The organism is Bacteroides sp. RCH18 (assembly GCF_058231005.1).
In genome coordinates, this window is the sequence record NZ_JBIPTC010000001.1 from 3200133 (window position 1) to 3216526 (window position 16394).

Annotated in this window: 12 protein-coding genes; 3 read left to right on the top strand and 9 right to left on the bottom strand. The window is 43.9% G+C overall.

Going from position 1 to position 16394, the window contains the following annotated elements; translation table 11 throughout:
- Positions 1-27 precede the first annotated feature (27 nt).
- The gene (locus tag ACHLI0_RS12685; protein ID WP_490749306.1) at positions 28-1218 is read left to right on the top strand and encodes a THUMP-like domain-containing protein; all 1191 of its coding nucleotides are present in this window, start codon (positions 28-30) and stop codon (positions 1216-1218) included.
- 300 nt (positions 1219-1518) lie between these two features.
- Here ACHLI0_RS12685 and xyl3A read toward each other — a convergent pair whose 3' ends face one another.
- Both xyl3A and ACHLI0_RS12695 read right to left on the bottom strand, forming a co-directional pair.
- On the bottom strand, positions 1519-4110 hold the full coding sequence (xyl3A, locus tag ACHLI0_RS12690; protein WP_490749307.1) for a xylan 1,4-beta-xylosidase: 2592 nt from the start codon (positions 4108-4110) through the stop codon (positions 1519-1521).
- Positions 4111-4572: 462 nt separating this feature from the next.
- Complete coding sequence (locus ACHLI0_RS12695; RefSeq protein ID WP_195439660.1) at positions 4573-5148, bottom strand: RNA polymerase sigma-70 factor; 576 nt, start codon at positions 5146-5148, stop codon at positions 4573-4575.
- A 938-nt stretch (positions 5149-6086) separates the two neighbouring features.
- On the opposite strand from ACHLI0_RS12695, the gene ACHLI0_RS12700 reads away from it, so the two are divergent.
- Entirely contained in the window at positions 6087-7052 is a 966-nt protein-coding gene (locus ACHLI0_RS12700) for an extended-spectrum class A beta-lactamase CfxA4 (protein WP_057280848.1), read from the top strand.
- A 92-nt stretch (positions 7053-7144) separates the two neighbouring features.
- On the opposite strand, the gene ACHLI0_RS12705 is transcribed toward ACHLI0_RS12700, so the two are convergent.
- The 7 genes from ACHLI0_RS12705 to tnpA all read right to left on the bottom strand — a co-directional run bounded on the left by ACHLI0_RS12705 (position 7145) and on the right by tnpA (position 14927).
- Positions 7145-8548, bottom strand: a complete 1404-nt coding sequence (locus ACHLI0_RS12705; protein ID WP_004292734.1) for a hypothetical protein — start codon at positions 8546-8548, stop codon at positions 7145-7147.
- Between the two features lie 282 nt (positions 8549-8830).
- Positions 8831-9946 (bottom strand): DUF6371 domain-containing protein, encoded by a 1116-nt coding sequence (locus ACHLI0_RS12710; protein ID WP_004292742.1) that lies wholly within the window; start codon positions 9944-9946, stop codon positions 8831-8833.
- A 3-nt stretch (positions 9947-9949) separates the two neighbouring features.
- Complete coding sequence (locus tag ACHLI0_RS12715; protein WP_122116177.1) at positions 9950-11047, bottom strand: AAA family ATPase; 1098 nt, start codon at positions 11045-11047, stop codon at positions 9950-9952.
- Positions 11048-11052: 5 nt separating this feature from the next.
- The gene (locus ACHLI0_RS12720) at positions 11053-11427 is read right to left on the bottom strand and encodes a helix-turn-helix domain-containing protein (protein WP_122116178.1); all 375 of its coding nucleotides are present in this window, start codon (positions 11425-11427) and stop codon (positions 11053-11055) included.
- Positions 11428-11626: 199 nt separating this feature from the next.
- A complete protein-coding gene (tnpC, locus tag ACHLI0_RS12725) occupies positions 11627-12484 on the bottom strand; it encodes a transposon Tn4555 protein TnpC (protein WP_004339687.1) in 858 nt (285 codons plus the stop codon).
- 247 nt (positions 12485-12731) lie between these two features.
- Positions 12732-13850 (bottom strand): tyrosine-type recombinase/integrase, encoded by a 1119-nt coding sequence (locus ACHLI0_RS12730; RefSeq protein ID WP_004338318.1) that lies wholly within the window; start codon positions 13848-13850, stop codon positions 12732-12734.
- A 141-nt stretch (positions 13851-13991) separates the two neighbouring features.
- Positions 13992-14927, bottom strand: a complete 936-nt coding sequence (gene tnpA / locus ACHLI0_RS12735) for a transposon Tn4555 protein TnpA (RefSeq protein ID WP_004292844.1) — start codon at positions 14925-14927, stop codon at positions 13992-13994.
- 501 nt (positions 14928-15428) lie between these two features.
- On the opposite strand from tnpA, the gene ACHLI0_RS12740 reads away from it, so the two are divergent.
- The gene (locus tag ACHLI0_RS12740; protein WP_490749308.1) at positions 15429-16337 is read left to right on the top strand and encodes a FecR family protein; all 909 of its coding nucleotides are present in this window, start codon (positions 15429-15431) and stop codon (positions 16335-16337) included.
- Positions 16338-16394: the final 57 nt, after the last annotated feature.

Sequence of the window (16394 nt, forward strand, 5' to 3'; positions counted from 1 at the left end):
CCATATAACGCCGAATATAAACAACCTATGATGCAAATATCCCCCGAAACCCAGCTCTTTATCCGCGAACATCAGACGGATGATGTACGTGCTCTGGCCCTGCAAGCCCGGAAATATCCGAACGTAGATATGCCGACCGCCATCACACAGATAGCAGGAAGGCAAGTTGCCGCCGAAAAGATTCCATCATGGAGCGATACGGATGATATATGGTACCCGAAGCACCTGTCACTGGAGCAATGCTCGTCAGAAGTCACCGCCCGCTACAAAGCAACCCTTTTAAAAGGTAACTCCCTGACAGACCTGACCGGAGGATTCGGAATAGACTGCGCTTTCCTTGCTGCCAGATTCAAATCCGCCACTTACGTAGAACGTCAGCAGGAACTCTGCGAAATAGCAGCACACAACTTTCCCATCCTGAACCTAAACCATATCAACGTAAAGAACGAGGACGGAGTGAGTTATCTGCAAGCTATGTCTCCGGTAGACTGTATCTTCCTCGACCCTGCCCGTCGCAACGAGCACGGAGGAAAGACGGTTGCCATCTCGGACTGTGAGCCCGATGTAGCCGAACTGGAAGAACTCTTACTGAACAAAGCGGAACAGGTCATGGTCAAACTCTCGCCCATGCTGGACTTGTCATTGGCATTGAAAGAGTTACAACACGTACAGGAAGTTCACATCATATCTGCCAATAATGAATGCAAAGAATTACTACTGATACTCGGACAAGCATCGGTAGAAGAAATATCCATCCATTGCGTAAATCTCCCTACCAGGGGGACGCAGGAAGAACAGCATTTCGTATTCACCCGCGAACAGGAGCAGTGCAGCGAATGCAACTATACCGACACACTGGAAAATTATCTCTATGAGCCGAACGCTTCACTCCTGAAAGCCGGAGCTTTCCGCAGCATCGCCTCCGCATTTCCTGTTAAAAAGCTGCATCCTAACAGTCATCTTTATACTTCTGATGCGTTAATCGAAAACTTCCCCGGCAGAGCCTTCCACATCATCAGCCAGTGCAGCCTTAATAAAAAAGAACTAAAAGAAAGTCTCGGAAACTTGAAAAAAGCAAATATCACAGTACGTAACTTTCCGGCTACGGTTGCCGAACTCCGTAAACGAATCAAATTGTCGGAAGGTGGAGATACCTATCTGTTTGCCAGCACCTTAAACAACGGGCAAAAAGTACTGATCCGCTGTGAGAAAGCCTGATAATCTGCAACAACATTACAGCATAACCCCTTCCTGCCCCATTACATCAATATATGAAACAGGAACGATAAAAAAGGACAAGGATCACTCAACTGTCCTGAAATGCCCAAACTGAATTTCCCGAAAAATAAATGAGAGTGTTTCAAAAGTCAAAAGTAACTAAACTGGGGCTGACAAAAAAGTCGGCAGCATCTTAAATCTCCTCCTTCGGGAAGGAGGAGTACCCGCAGGGGGAGGTGGTAGGTGAATACACAAGCTATTGCTACTGACTTTTGACACCCTCATTAATAAGTAATATTATTACCGAAGAGTTACACTCAATTTATTCCCCGAAGGTACATCCGAACTATTGCCATACATGATTTCATATTTTCCGGGCATAATACGCATGGTATTTGTAGTTGGATCAAAGAACTCAAATGTAGTTGGCAAAAGATCGATAGATACGACACAAGTCTCTCCCGCCTTCAGCGGTACCCGACGGAAAGCGCGCAAACTCTTTATCGGTCCTTCCGTATCATCTACTTTGCGGACATACACCTGAATAACTTCAGCTCCATCATACTTCCCTGTATTCTTCACATTGACTTTAAAATTCAAACCCTGTCCGGCAGATATAGTTTTCTTATTTAAGCGTCCTTTGGAAATATCAAAAGTAGTATAACTCAATCCGTATCCAAAAGGAAACAAAGGAGCTTCCGTCATATATCTATAGGTACGATTCTTCATACTGTAATCTTCAAAATCCGGCAACTGGTCCGTATTCCTATAAAAAGTAACGGGCAGCTTTCCACTCGGATTAAAATCTCCGAACAGAACGTCCGCCACAGCCAATCCGCCAGACTGCCCGGGATACCATGCCTGCAAGATAGCATCACAAGACTCCATCTCAGGAACCAATGCGACCGCCGAACCAGAGCAGTTTACAAAAACCACCTTCTTACCCGCTTTCTTCAATGCTTTCAGGATATCACGCTGCACTTGCGGTAGTTCAATTGAAGTACGGTCGCCGCCAGCAAATCCGGGACTGTTAACGGAATACATCTCTTCGCCTTCCAAACTCGGCGAAATGCCACCTGCGAAAATAACAATATCCGCTTCTTTGACTCTATCGACAACCATCTCAGGTGAAATATGACGATAAATACCCAAATCAAATCTAAGCAATGCCTCCGCACCTGCCTGCATATATTCTATTCTGATCTTATAATCTGTTCCCGCAGTCGCTTTCAGTGTATAGTCTCTTTTAGCACTGGCATGTTCTCCCCAATAGTCAATCACCTTTTCCCCGTTCACATATACCCGATAGCCATCATCTCCTTCAATCAGCAACTCATAAGCTCCACTCTCTTTCGGACGAAAACTTCCTTCATAAACAGCAGTAAAATTATATAAGCCCACACCTGTGGCAAAGGCCGTATTCCCACCATTACTCAGATTAATCGGAGAAGTAATCTGACTTGTAGCCGCTACATCACCACTCAAATTCATATTATTCCAATAGGTAGCTGTCAGACCGGGACGCCCATTGTTGGAGATCTCATTAAAATAAGATTCAAAAATCCGATTATCCAGCAACTCACATCCTTTCTCAAAAGGCACATCGCCTATCTTGCAGCGAATCCCTTCCAAAATAGTATATGTATGCGAGGGTACACCTTCGTAGTTTCCCCATTGCATCACCGAATCAACCGCATTCGGTCCCATCACTGCGATACGTGCCCCTGTTTTTGCCAACGGAAGCACACCATTATTGTGAAGCAATACCATAGATTTACGTGCCAGATCCAACGCCATCTGTTTGTGCAAATCACAATCCACAGTATCTATACTAATTTTGCTCCAGGGGACGATAGAGTCCGGATCCATCTCGCCCAAAGCAAAACGGGCTTTCAACAAACGGCGCAAACTTGTGTCTATACGTTCTTCTGTAATTAATCCCTGCTTCACAGCTTCCTCCAAATGCGAATATATCGAACCACATTCAAGGTCAGTTCCATTGATCACAGCAGAAGCACTGGCATCCGCAGCATCTTTATGTGTCTCATGGCGCCCTTTCACAAAGAAATCATCAATAGCACCGCAATCACTTACAACCAAATGTTTATAGCCCCATTCATCCCTCAATATTTGCGTTAACAACCGGTTGCTACCACAACAGGGCTCTCCTTCCAGGCGCTGATAAGCGCACATCACTTCCTTCACGTCTGCCTCTTGCACCAAAGCCTTGAAGGCCGGAAGGTAAGTCTCCCATAAATCACGGGGAGAGAGATCTTCTACATCAAAAGAGTGACGTTTCGCCTCAGGACCACTATGCACTGCATAATGCTTGACACACGCATGAGCCTTGTCATATTCGGCATCTGCCGGTCCCTGCATTCCCTTTACTACAGCTACTCCCATACGGGTGGTCAGATAAGGGTCTTCACCGAAAGTCTCCTGTCCCCTTCCCCAACGCGGATCACGGAAAATATTCACATTCGGATTCCAAAAAGTAAGCCCTTCGTTTCCATATCCATAGCGGTTACGGCGATGTGCATCGTGGAATTTAGCACGTCCTTCATCACTGACGGCAACATACACTCTTTCAATTGCTTCATCATCAAAGGTAGATGCCATACCCATAGTTATCGGAAACACTGTAGCCAGTCCATTGCGGGCAACACCATGTAAAGCCTCGCTCCACCAATTATAGGGAGCAACCCCTAGCCGTTCTACCGCAAAAGAAGAGTTTTTCATCAATCCTACTTTTTCTTTCAAGGTTAATCTCCCTATTAAGTCTTCCGCACGCTCTTCCGGAGCAAGTTTCGGATTCTTATAGGGTTCATTCTGCGCGAAACTGCCCATCGACGCAACGATACTCAAACTTAAAGTTAACAGTACTTTTTTCATTTTGTCCAAATTAATTAAAGCTTTATTTATTATGTTACCTTGCAATTCCACATCGAAAAACTACATTCTAATCATTGTTTTCAAATACAATAACTATGATCGGGGAATGCTGTCGGATTTATCTGTTCAAATGGAAACGCCTAACTTGAAACAGCGATGAATGATAAATGTAGTGCAAAAAAAGCTGCCATACCAAACTTTTTTCCAACTATTTTTATTACTAAATAATTTTTGCGAATCAAAGCTTATTACTATCAGCCTCAAAACTTGATTATAGCCAAAAGTACATGAGTTTCTATTACATCATTAATAATCTGACTACTTCAGAAAGTCTATCTGAAAAGAAAAGAGGCTATTGAAAATACAGATAAAGTAACAGCCTGCTAAGAACAGCAAGAAAGAAGATAAGTCTATTCCGACACTATTAAATAATGAAAAAGAAGGAATGTCTTATTTTTATAACTAAAATGAAAGAAGCGACAATAGAATTTCCCAGCCTCGTTTCACCTTATCTTTCAAGAATTTCAAGGCCTTACCCATATGTATTTCTACAGTCTTCTGACTAATACCAAGTCTCTCGGCTATCTCCTTGTAACTCAGATTTTCTTCACGACTCAACAGGAAACATTTTCTTTGTTGCTCAGGAAGTGAATTGATTAACCGATCAATGAAATTTTTTAGTTGGGAAGCACAATAATCCTCCTCCACAGTAGTGGAGTTATAATAACCTTCGTTTCCATAGGCTACCAAAACAGAGGTTTTGAAAAGATTCTCATTTACTCTCTTCTTATTTTTATTAAATACGATGTTTCGGGTAACAATAAAGAGAAAACCTTTGATATTTTCATCTTCCTTCAGTAAATGCCTTGATTCCCACAACTTCACAAACACATCCTGAACAATTTCCTCTGCATCAGCAATTGTAGCGATGTACAATCGGCTAAAGTCATAAACCTGACTCCAATACTCGTTATACAAATCAATAAACGCCTGATGATCACCGCCCTTAATAGCCAATACTCTTTCTCTTTCGTTCATATTTGTGCAAATATTAGTGACAACAAAGCTATACATTATTTAAAAGATACAAATATAGTATTTACAACCGATTATTACTCAATATTTTATAGATAATAAGTCAGAAATATGGTTGTTATTTTTAATTGCACATTCTAAAAGGTGAAGATTTAACGCTTTTATTGATTATTAACTCAAAAAGGACATCAACTTGGGTCGTTTCTTCTCTTTTCCTTGCTATTCGTTTCCGATATTCCACTTTTGTTTTGGTCTATCTCATATGTACTGCAAAGGTATTGATTTTTGTTTGATATTGCTCCTTGCTTGCTCCTTGTCGTAGATTAATTTTCACACAGGAATTTTTGTTCTCTTTCTATAGGGGCTTGAAACAATCCATTTATTGGAAACAATTAAAGACGGAGCTGGTTTGCCCCAGTGCTTTTTAAGAAACAGGGCAATTATTTTATCTCCACAAAGGCTCTTGTTCCCAATTATGAGGAAAGCCTAATAAACGAGTTCTTACTGATGGGTATTTCGATAAAAGCTGCTTGAAATCTGCAACAAAAGTGTTGCCCATAGAAATGGAGTTAAGCCAATACACCACATAGCAGAGTTGCGGATAAAGTGTTTGTTCACGGAACGAGAAATCCGTAATCCATGTGTTTGGCATACGCATAGGCATCATTGGCTTGACAGGAAAGACCCGATTTGACAGTCTTGAATGATGGGCGCAGCAATTACGAAGTACGGGTCTGGGTACGGATTAAAAGGCTAAGTGATTATTTTCAGTCATTTAGCCTTTTTAATTATCTAATTTTTCCCCACATTTTCCCCACAGCTGTCTATTTATATATTTTAGAAACATATTTTTCCGTAAAGTTATGTATTTTTCCGTAAAGTTATGTACCTTTGTCGGCAAATAAAGATATTCTCGTCAAACAAATATAAATAATATAAACATGGAAAAAAACAGAAAAAAACAAATCGTAGTTTTGAGTATAGCTTTAGTTTGCATTTTCATCTTGGTATTTTCATTGTTCCATAAATCAGCGACAAAAGATAGCGCAAATCCTCCTTTAACAAATGTTTTGACTGATAGCATTTCTCAAATTGTCTCAGCTTGTCCTGGCGAAATTGGTGTGGCGGTTATTGTTAATAACAGAGATACGGTTAAGGTCAATAATAAGAGTGTTTATCCTATGATGAGTGTGTTTAAGGTTCATCAGGCATTAGCTCTTTGTAATGACTTTGACAATAAAGGAATTTCACTTGATACCTTAGTAAATATAAATAGGGATAAACTTGACCCAAAGACTTGGAGTCCTATGCTGAAAGATTATTCAGGGCCAGTCATATCATTGACAGTGAGAGATTTGCTGCGTTATACTCTTACTCAGAGTGACAACAATGCAAGCAACCTTATGTTTAAGGATATGGTTAATGTCGCTCAAACAGATAGTTTTATAGCCACACTCATTCCTCGTTCAAGTTTTCAGATAGCTTATACGGAAGAGGAAATGTCGGCTGACCATAACAAGGCTTACTCTAACTATACATCTCCTCTTGGTGCTGCAATGTTGATGAATCGTTTGTTTACTGAAGGTCTTATCGATGATGAGAAACAAAGTTTCATTAAGAATACGTTAAAAGAATGCAAAACAGGTGTAGATAGGATAGCAGCTCCACTTCTTGATAAAGAAGGGGTTGTTATAGCGCATAAGACAGGTTCAGGTAATGTTAATGAAAATGGTGTTCTTGCAGCTCACAATGATGTTGCCTATATATGTCTGCCTAATAATATCAGTTATACCTTAGCGGTATTTGTTAAGGATTTCAAGGGAAATGAATCACAAGCGTCACAATATGTTGCGCATATATCAGCTGTAGTATATTCTTTATTAATGCAAACTTCAGTAAAATCTTAAACTGCACTTGCTTTGATAATTAATGATAAACAATCTAAAAGCACTCTAATCGTTATCGGAGTGCTTTTAGATTACTAATCAAATTGCTTCTATTATAATTTGAATCCTCTACTTTTTCTTTCTTCCTGTTGCGGCACTCTTGCTCCATATCTAAGCCTGTGCCATTGCTCCCTGAACCAGTCGGCAATCGGCTTCCTGTTTATTGTCAGGTTCAGCCTGCTTTCATCGTCAGGGTCATTTTCCACCCTTAAAATATCATCCTTTATATCAAAGTTCCGCCTGTGTTGCTCGGAATAGATTTTACCGCTACATTTCAGGGCTTCTTTTTTGACTATAAGACTTTCAGTCATTTCTTTAGAGAATCCCAGCATGGCACAAAACTTTTCCATGCGCAGCATTTCCCTGAACATCGGAAACCACCTGAAAGCCTTGTCTATGATTCTGGCGAGCCGTGACAGTTCTTTTTCTTTCATGTCAAGTTCCTGCCTGTGCATTTCTCTGAGATTGTGGATTTGCGTATCATGCTGTTTCTGCATCTGCTGTACTTGGCTCTGCAATTTTTCAATATTGGTGTTCCGTTTTGAAACCTCGTCTTGCAGTTTTTCGTTGGCACGTTCCAGTTCTTTCAGTTTTCCACTCCCGAAAAGAGAAGCAACTCCACTAGTTATGGCTGTCGCTGCCGTGGTGGCTGTCTTCTTTAACTTGTCAGTGCGTATTTCTGATTTCACCTGTTTCAGTTCCTGCTCGGCAAGATTTATCTGTTCTTCTTTGTGCCGTTTGGCTGCATCCATGCGTTGCAGTTCAGCTTTCTGCTTCTCAATGATAAAGTCGTTCCGTTCCAGATGCTCCTTACCAGTGACAGCCTTTGACTGCCCGCGTTCCATCAGCAGGATGTCGGATGCAAGGGTCTGCATCTGCATCATGTCATCGTCATTGAGCTTTCGGCTCTTTCCTGTTTCGTGGTTCATCCAGTCGAAAACGATATGGGCATGATAGTTCGGCTTGAACCATCTGTCCCCGACTTTGAAGCTTTCCCTGTCTTCCGCTTCCGGCTGACCGTTCAGCCAATGCCCTTCATCCTTGTGCAGGAAGATTTGCAGCGGTGTGATTCCCCAGCGTCTTTGACACTCCTCACCGAATTTACGCACGTCTGCCAGTGTGGTGTCCGACCTGACAAGCAGCACTCCTTCACGTATGGGGGAGCATCCCGCAATCTTGACTATTTTACCGTTCTTGCCTTTGCGTTCACGCTCCTTTTCCTGCATGGCACGTCCGGTCTTTTCCTTTACCATCTGTCTGATATTGTCATAATGCATCCGCAAATCCGGACTGCCGAAGTCGGGATTTATCCACTGTTCGTTATCGGTGGATAGTTCAGGAACGACATAGATTCTGGACTCTCCGATGTGGCGCATGTATTCGGCAGTCCTCCTGTTGTGAGCCTCGCTCGATGCGATGTTGCAGGGCTTGATATGTATGCTTGATTTTGTTGCCATAGATACTTGTTTTTTGGTTTGTACTTTATTGTTTGCTTTTCCGCTGTCCGTAAACGCATGGGGTTCTTAGGGGTGCAACCCATAAGCGGAGATTGCAAAGAGAGGGTCACTCTTTGCTCTGGGTTCTCAGGGGAGAAACGCCCTGAGTGGGTCATTAGGGTAAAACCCTAATCCCCTCGGGAGAGCCCACAACTACGTAAGCGGAGCGTGTAGTTATAGTGGGCTATATCAATGGCAAGCCATTGTCTGCAAACTCCAGCCTACGGCTTCCGCTCTCCTCCGTCAGGGAGGTTTTTCATCATCGTTGCCGATTGGAGATGCACCGACCAGCACAAGGTCTAAATCGTCTATCAGTTTTTGCAGGACGGGATTCTTCTCTATCATCCGCTGGAGGATTCTCTCAGCCTCGACCAAGTGGTTGGCTGTACTCATCACCTTGCCCTCCCGTATCTGAAAGATAATCCAATCGGCTATGTCGATATGGGCTTCTTTTTGTTTCGGGGTGGCATTCCTTTCGATGATGTCCGAAACCACCACCTTACAAAAGTACATGCTCTCGGCTCGCTGTTTCCACTCGGCATAAGCATCGGCATCGGGAAAGAGAAGCACGGTTCGCCCTGACAGTACACGGAGTTTCTCTTCTCTCATCTGACTCTTACCACCCGTAGCCAGCCATACATAATCGGGGAAGATAGCAGAACCGATAACGGCACTCTTCTCGGATTCCACCAAGACCACCACCTTGTCGGGATGCGTTTTCAACAAGTGTTCCCCGAAAAGGCATTGGGATAGTTGCCAATCCTCTGCCAACACACGCTGCTTTTTCAATATGCTGTGTATCCAGTTCACTGCCGATGTCTGTCCTCCCTTGATACGGTGTCCGTCTTCGGGATTGTACTGCATCACCTTTCCCGTGCGTACCTTGCCCGTCCTGTCTATCTGCCAAAAGATAACAGAGCCGTCACGGGTAGCCCCCAAACGGTATTCCTCCAACAACCGCTTCAACACCTCTTTCGCCTTGTCGCCATAGTAGGAAGTAAGGAGTGTGAAGAGGAAACGGAAGAAATTGCTACGCTCGCTTTGCGACTTCTCCACATAGTGAGGGGGAATATAGCCGATGGCTGTCGGCTTACTTTGCTGCTTCACTTTCTTCTGCTCTGCTCTTTGCCTGTCAAAAGAGAAATCATTGGTAGTTCTGTGTTCAGGATGCTCTTGAAAATACTCTTTCGGAGTGTAGTGATACCCACAACCGCTTTCGTGGTTACATCTGCCGACCGATGGATGCAACGGCACATTATTTTCGTCCACGTAATAGACGAAAGAATGCCTGTCTCCGCATTTGGGGCAGGTATGCCGTGTTGCCGTTCCTTTATACTTCTGTAATGAATAATTGCCCATAGCTTAGTCCGTTTTTGATGGTTGATTGTCGGCTGTCCCATCCTGTCCCATTGTCCCACACTCTAAGGGTTGGGACAGTGGGACACTTGGGACACCTGCGTTTTTACTCTCTTTGCTGCGCTGGATGATACGGTTTACGGTGGACTTGCCACAATTCACCTGTGAGGCTATCTCCCTGACGGACTTGCCCGATTGGGAGAGTTGCAGAATTTGGCAATCCCTTTGGCTTGATTCATTGTCGCCCAATTTTTTCAAGTGTTCCTTTTCCGTGGAATAGCCCCTGAACACGAACTGCAAGAAAGCATCCACCTTGTCAATCTCGTAAACGATTACATTATCCGCATCATGAGAGAACGTGCCATAGCGCACTTTAAGCTGCTTCACATAGCGAAGCCCTCCGTCTTGGGCACTTTTTCCAATGGTGAACACGCTGTCAAAGAAATTGTAGAGCCGTTTGCTTCCGGCAAGGTCGTTGGATGTGATGGGACAATCCAAAGAGCGTTTGGGCGTATGTGCTAGGACAAGGATAGAGAGCGCATATCTCTTTTTGAGATTGTTCAGCTGAATCATCAGCCGTCCTGCGGCATCGCCTTTCTCCATGGCGCAACACAGGTAGGTAAGATTGTCAATGATGAAAATCTTGCAGTCGGTCTGCACAGCCATCTGTTCAATGCCGCCTATGATAGCTTCCTCAAAGTTGGCATCCAAAAGCTGGTTGCAGTCAATAGACACCCGATAGAGTTTGTCGGGAAAGGTGTAGAGCTCTCCATGCTCGTTGGTATAGCGGAGCTGGAACTGCTTTTCGGACAGTTCAAAGTCCAGATACAGCACATTGTCGGTTCGGGCGATGCGGTCGGCTATCTGCACGGCAAGGATGGACTTGCCCACGTTGGAATCGGCAAACAAGCAGGAGAGTTCCCCCTCGTACCAAAAGCTGTCCCACAGCGCACAGGGCGTAGGCAATAACGATGCTTCAAGAATGGTTTGGTTTGCCGTCTTGATATTCATCATGCCTACACTGTCGGGCATACCGTTATGCGCTTGGGATGCTTTTGTGAGGTCGCCACGTATCAGGTTGATATAGTTCTTATCCTCTTCCATATCATTCACCAGTTACGTGGGTTGGGCTTGCGACGGTGGGAAGAGGATAAGGACTTGTTCAGTTCCTCGTCTGACAACGGTATGGGATTCTTTCGGGCGGTTTCCAGCCACTTGTCCAGTTCGTCACGGTAAAGGCAATAGCGTTTGCCGGGCTTGGTGGCAGGGATTGTCCCTTCTGACAGTTTCATGTAGAGCGTACCCTTAGGGATACCTAAATACTCTGCTGCCTCGTCCACAGACATGGGCACGTGGGTGTCCACCGTTTTGGCATTGTTCACACTGCACTGCTCGGCGAGCAGGCTTTTCAGGCTCATCACTTCGTCTCGAAGCTGAGCGACAACCTCGGGGAGGTCGTTGAAGGTAAGAATTGATTTTTCCATTCGCGTACTCGTCTCTTTTGTAAGACTTGGCGCAAAGGACTGAAATGATATATCCGTGAATATCTCCACGACACGTCATTGCAAAATAATTCCCGAATAATTAAGCCCAGCCATAAATGACGGGCAAAATTACTCGGGAAACGATGTAAAACAGGCGGTTATGAGTTACCGGATGGTTGTCGTTGGTGTCGTGATTATCCTAATTCCGCACATAATCCTCGGGATAGTGGAAATCAAGTTTGCCGTTTTCGGGTTCATCAATGGGAATTTCCGTCTTTAACGGCTCTACCTTGAAATTCTTGATGGTTGATAAGTCTGTATCAGCAAACGATTTCGGGAAAAGGGCTTTGATGAACTTGGCACGGTTATCCCCATTGTAGTATCTCTTGTACAGGAAACGCTCAGAGATATTCCATACGAAGTGACGGAGTGGAATGTTGTTGATGTCTTTGGTAAACGGTCTTTGTATGGGCTTCGGGGTATAAGTGTTAAGATTCATCCATTTGTCCACCTCAGTACAGATGTGGTTCACGGTTTCTTGGTCGGCAATGCGAGGCAGGTAATAATGGCAATACTCCATGACCATGCGGATGCGCTCTTCCTTTTCCCGTTGCTCTCTGCTTGCGTAATTGGCACGGTTCTTTTCGTGAAGATCCGGGGCGATAGTAAGCTCTATCGGTTGTGTTTGGATAAGTGTCTCTTCTTTTGTCGGGGATGATTCGGGTACAGGCTCAGGGACTGATGTAGGTCCAGGCACAGATGTGGCTTCTTCAAGTGTATTTTGTGACAGTTCTTCCTGCACCTCTATGGCTTCGGCAATCGTTTCTTTCTTGCCGAACTTGATTTTGTAGATTTCGTATGTATCAAAGATAAGTGTCTGAAAGGAGAGATAGAGCAACCATCCCAACAGGTTACAGCATACGAATACTATCCACCTGACAAAGTTGTCTTGGTTGAAGCTGTCCGCTATTACCAGCGTGGCAATGGAAGATATTAGGACGATGGCGAAGCCGACAAAGCCCAAGATGATGTATTTGTCCTTGATTGATGATTCCATATTTCGTTGAGAGATTGAATGTTCCTGTATTATTTTGTGCAAAGTTAATGCTATTTTTCCCAATTACTGCCCGTTATTTGCGGTTAGAACGGTCTTTTTCAATGTATTTCACGAAATGTCATCATATCATACTCTGTTTCATACTCTGAGGGGCTTATAAATGGTGGCATCAAGCCAAAAACATAGAGGGGCGATTATAGCCTTGTAGCCATAACCGCCCCTCTGAATACCTGTCAATGTGAGACATTTATGCCTCCTTGCGCTTCAAGGTTATCTTGTCCACCACCTGACACATCTGCTGCGCTGCTATCTTGGAATAGATTTGTGTGGTGGTAATGTTCTTATGTCCGAGATAGGCTTGGATGACAGCCATGTCCGTTCCCATTTCCACGTGCAGGCTTCCGAAGCTGTGGCGGGTACAGTGAAAGGTGATTTTCTTGGTTATCCCTGCTGCCGTGAGCCACCGTTGGAGTGGTCCTTGCAGCATCTTGTCCTTGAAATCCTCAAAGATAAGTCCCTCGCCCCGTTCTCCCAGCAGTCCATAGGCTTCATCACTGATGGGGTTATGCACTATTTCTTTGGTTTTCTGCATACGGGTGGTAACGAACATCCTGCCGTTGGTGTATGGTTGTATCTGCTGCCACGTGAGCTGTCTGATGTCGCTCTTTCTCAGTCCCGTAAGACAGGCGAAAAGAAAAGCTTTTTTCAAGACCTCCTCCTCACAGGGTGTTTCGGCAAGCCGTATCAGTTCCTCTTGGCTCAAATGCTCCCTGATGGTGGGAATGCACTCGATGCGGTCTAAGAAGCCGTTTGGGTTCTCCTTTATCTTCCTGTCACGGTAAGCGGTATGCAGCACGGCACGGAAAGTTGACCAATAGCCTGCTGCGGAGTTGATGTGCAGCTTTTGGTTGGTGTGGATGGATTGGGGTGCATCAAGCAGGTATTCCATGAACTTGCGGCACAAATCCACATCCACCTCCTCAAAGGTGCATTTGCCGTTCACGAACCGCTGGAAATGCTTGTATACGTGCTGCCACTTGATATTCTTGCGGTCAGCCAGTCCTTTGAAATAGGCAAGGAAATCGCCCTTCATCTTGGTCTTGTCAAAAAAGCCGTTGTTTTCATTGAAAATGGCTTCGTAGCGCTGGTTGCGCAGGATGACCGCTTTCTTCATCATGCGTGCGTTGAAGTCCCGTTCCTGCTGGTTTGCAGGTTTGGCGAAGATGTAAATTCCTAAGGCTTCACGTGTAATCACTCTCATGGTGACATTGTCACGGTAGCCGGGATAGTAGTCAAGGCATAGTGAATACTGTGTCCCGTTCTTAATCTTGCGCTTACGCAAGGTAACTGTTTTGCATTTACTCATAATAATTATGTTTTAATTGGTTGTATACATTTTGGAGTTGTATCCATGTTTCCGATGGCAAAGGAACAACGTGAAATATCCGTGAATACCTCCACGATACATCATTTTGAAATAATTTTCGATAATCCCGATTTTTCACGGTTATTTGTTCCTTTCAGCCATGACACGCTCCACATCTGAGCGCAAAAGCAGGTTTTTCACACCCACCTTTATCTTTTCGATGTGCTTCACCTTGACGATATGGCAGATGTTGGCTGACGAAAGACCATAGATTTGCTGCACCTGCTCAACGGTATAGTAGCGTTCATCGTTCACAAGGTCAGTTCTGCGGAGTTCGTTCAAATGTGATTTGGAGTAATAGGTACGCCCGTACTCTCTTTTAGTGGGTATCTTATGGCGATAGGTGTAGGCACGGAGTGCGGTCGGCTTCATGCCGAACAGTTCCTCCACCTCCTCGGTCAGTAGCCAGTCGGTAATTTCGCTAATATCAACTGCCACACCGAAAAACTCGTCAATATGCTTCTTGCTGTAATAGTTCTTTCCTGCGATACGGCAGATGGGGATATGGTTACGCTTGGCGGAAGTGTAAAGCCATGACTGCTTTACCTTAAAAAGGGACATCACCTCCTCGCCCGAATAGAAGTCCAACACTTCTTCGCTTTCCTTTTCCCTTTTTTCTCTTTTGGCAGGTAAGGAAGATGAAGATGATTTCCTTGGTGTGGAGGTGTTGCCGGGCAGGATGCGGTGATAGGGATTGCCCTCCAACATCTGCTCGATGTCGGCTCTGCGGATGAATGCCATGCGGTTGCTGATGCGTGAGGCTTTCAGCTTGCCGATGGCTACAAGTTTGTAAATGTACTGTCGGGAACAGCCCATGAGGATGGCTGCTTTGGAAAAGGTGAGATACTCCTGATGCTGTATCTCCATCAAGGGTTGGGCGACTTTGAAGAGGTTGTTCTTCTGCATCACTCTGGCTCGTTTGGCTTCTGCCTGACAAGCCTCACTGCAATATCTTTGCATACCGCTTCGGGTTACAAAGGACTTGCCGCAAAAACTGCATTTTCTGGTTGCTTTCATACCGTTTTATCGTTTAATGGTTCATTTCTTCAATCCTATATCTCTGAAATGGTAAACGGATGTGAACGGAAGTCAACCATTGTCGCTTTTCTACACAGTGTGACTGTTTCCGCATATCGGGGCGGTTATTGTCGCTTGTCGTAAACGGTTGTAAACCCTTGTCAACTGTCTGCACGGTGTGACAAAAAACAAGCCCCGCAAATTCTCCACGTCAGAAATACGTCTCAAAAATATGTGGAAATTTGGGAAGCGACAAATGGCAACCGAAAAGTGTTAAATTTTAGAATATGCTGGTAATTAAAGATTTACACTCGGATATTTCTGATTAGTTTTGGTTGTTCTATGGTTATAAATACAAAAATAAAACACATTTTTTTTTATATCCGATAGGGGTAAATGTAATATGGGGAGTATTTAGTATGTAACCGAAGTCAATAACAATCATTATCACTAATATATAAGGGCGTGAATTCAATAGAACTCATTAATATTATAAAAAAGATGTTAGCCGACAGACTGACAACTTCCGAAAGGGAACAGCTTCTCAATGAGAAGCCTATGGTTAACTTTCAGTCTCAACAATGGGATAAAGCTCCTAAAGCTCATATACAAGATCATGTTCCCCCGCACACCATACTCAATAAGATTATGGTCAGATGCCGGAACGAAAAACAGCCTTTAGAGAGAAACAAGAAATACTATCGTATCGGATATTCCATCGCTGCCACTGTTGCCATCTTCATTATCGGCTTTTGGATTGCCAACAATATTTCATCATCCGACATTAATATCAGTGCTCCAATGAATGATAAGCTGGCAGTCATACTGCCGGACAGTTCGGAAGTATGGCTCAACGCAGCTTCTCAAATTCGCTATCACAAGTCATTTCTGAACAACAGAGAAATCTTTCTGGAAAAAGGAGAAGCTTTCTTTAAAGTGAAAAAAGCTCAGGGAGCACCCTTCAGGGTTTATTTCCGGGAATCGCGTATTGAAGTGACCGGAACGGAATTCAACATCAAAGCCGGGCACATGGAATCGGAAATTACCTTATTCACCGGCTCCATCAAATTCCAGGCAGAGGAAGGACAGCGAGAACTGCCGATGCAACCGAACGAACGAATCGTATACAATACCCAGGCCAAATCAGTTGTACGCACGAATATAGATATCAACGAGTATGACTGGCGCTCAAGTAAATATCGCTTTACCAACAAGCCATTACAGGAATTCATCGATTTTATCAACCGTTCATACCATGTAAACATCATAATTAAAGAAGAAAAGCTCAAAGAGCTGAAGTTTAACGGAACTATACGTAAAGACGAGCCGCTTACCAATATCATCGAAAAGATATGTATCAGCCTCGATTTAAAAGAAAAACAAGAAAATAACAACATCATATTATATTAATACATAAGAATCAATTATCAATATATTCACTATTAACCTTTTAGAAACATGAAAAAC

Excerpts from the sequence above, each read along its gene's own strand:
- ACHLI0_RS12685 (WP_490749306.1), top strand. The coding sequence starts at position 28 with ATGATGCAAATATCCCCCGAAACCCAGCTCTTTATCCGCGAACATCAG.
- xyl3A (WP_490749307.1), bottom strand. The coding sequence starts at position 4,110 with ATGAAAAAAGTACTGTTAACTTTAAGTTTGAGTATCGTTGCGTCGATG.
- ACHLI0_RS12695 (WP_195439660.1), bottom strand. The coding sequence starts at position 5,148 with ATGAACGAAAGAGAAAGAGTATTGGCTATTAAGGGCGGTGATCATCAG.
- ACHLI0_RS12700 (WP_057280848.1), top strand. The coding sequence starts at position 6,087 with ATGGAAAAAAACAGAAAAAAACAAATCGTAGTTTTGAGTATAGCTTTA.
- ACHLI0_RS12705 (WP_004292734.1), bottom strand. The coding sequence starts at position 8,548 with ATGGCAACAAAATCAAGCATACATATCAAGCCCTGCAACATCGCATCG.
- ACHLI0_RS12710 (WP_004292742.1), bottom strand. The coding sequence starts at position 9,946 with ATGGGCAATTATTCATTACAGAAGTATAAAGGAACGGCAACACGGCAT.
- ACHLI0_RS12715 (WP_122116177.1), bottom strand. The coding sequence starts at position 11,047 with ATGGAAGAGGATAAGAACTATATCAACCTGATACGTGGCGACCTCACA.
- ACHLI0_RS12720 (WP_122116178.1), bottom strand. The coding sequence starts at position 11,427 with ATGGAAAAATCAATTCTTACCTTCAACGACCTCCCCGAGGTTGTCGCT.
- tnpC (WP_004339687.1), bottom strand. The coding sequence starts at position 12,484 with ATGGAATCATCAATCAAGGACAAATACATCATCTTGGGCTTTGTCGGC.
- ACHLI0_RS12730 (WP_004338318.1), bottom strand. The coding sequence starts at position 13,850 with ATGAGTAAATGCAAAACAGTTACCTTGCGTAAGCGCAAGATTAAGAAC.
- tnpA (WP_004292844.1), bottom strand. The coding sequence starts at position 14,927 with ATGAAAGCAACCAGAAAATGCAGTTTTTGCGGCAAGTCCTTTGTAACC.
- ACHLI0_RS12740 (WP_490749308.1), top strand. The coding sequence starts at position 15,429 with ATGTTAGCCGACAGACTGACAACTTCCGAAAGGGAACAGCTTCTCAAT.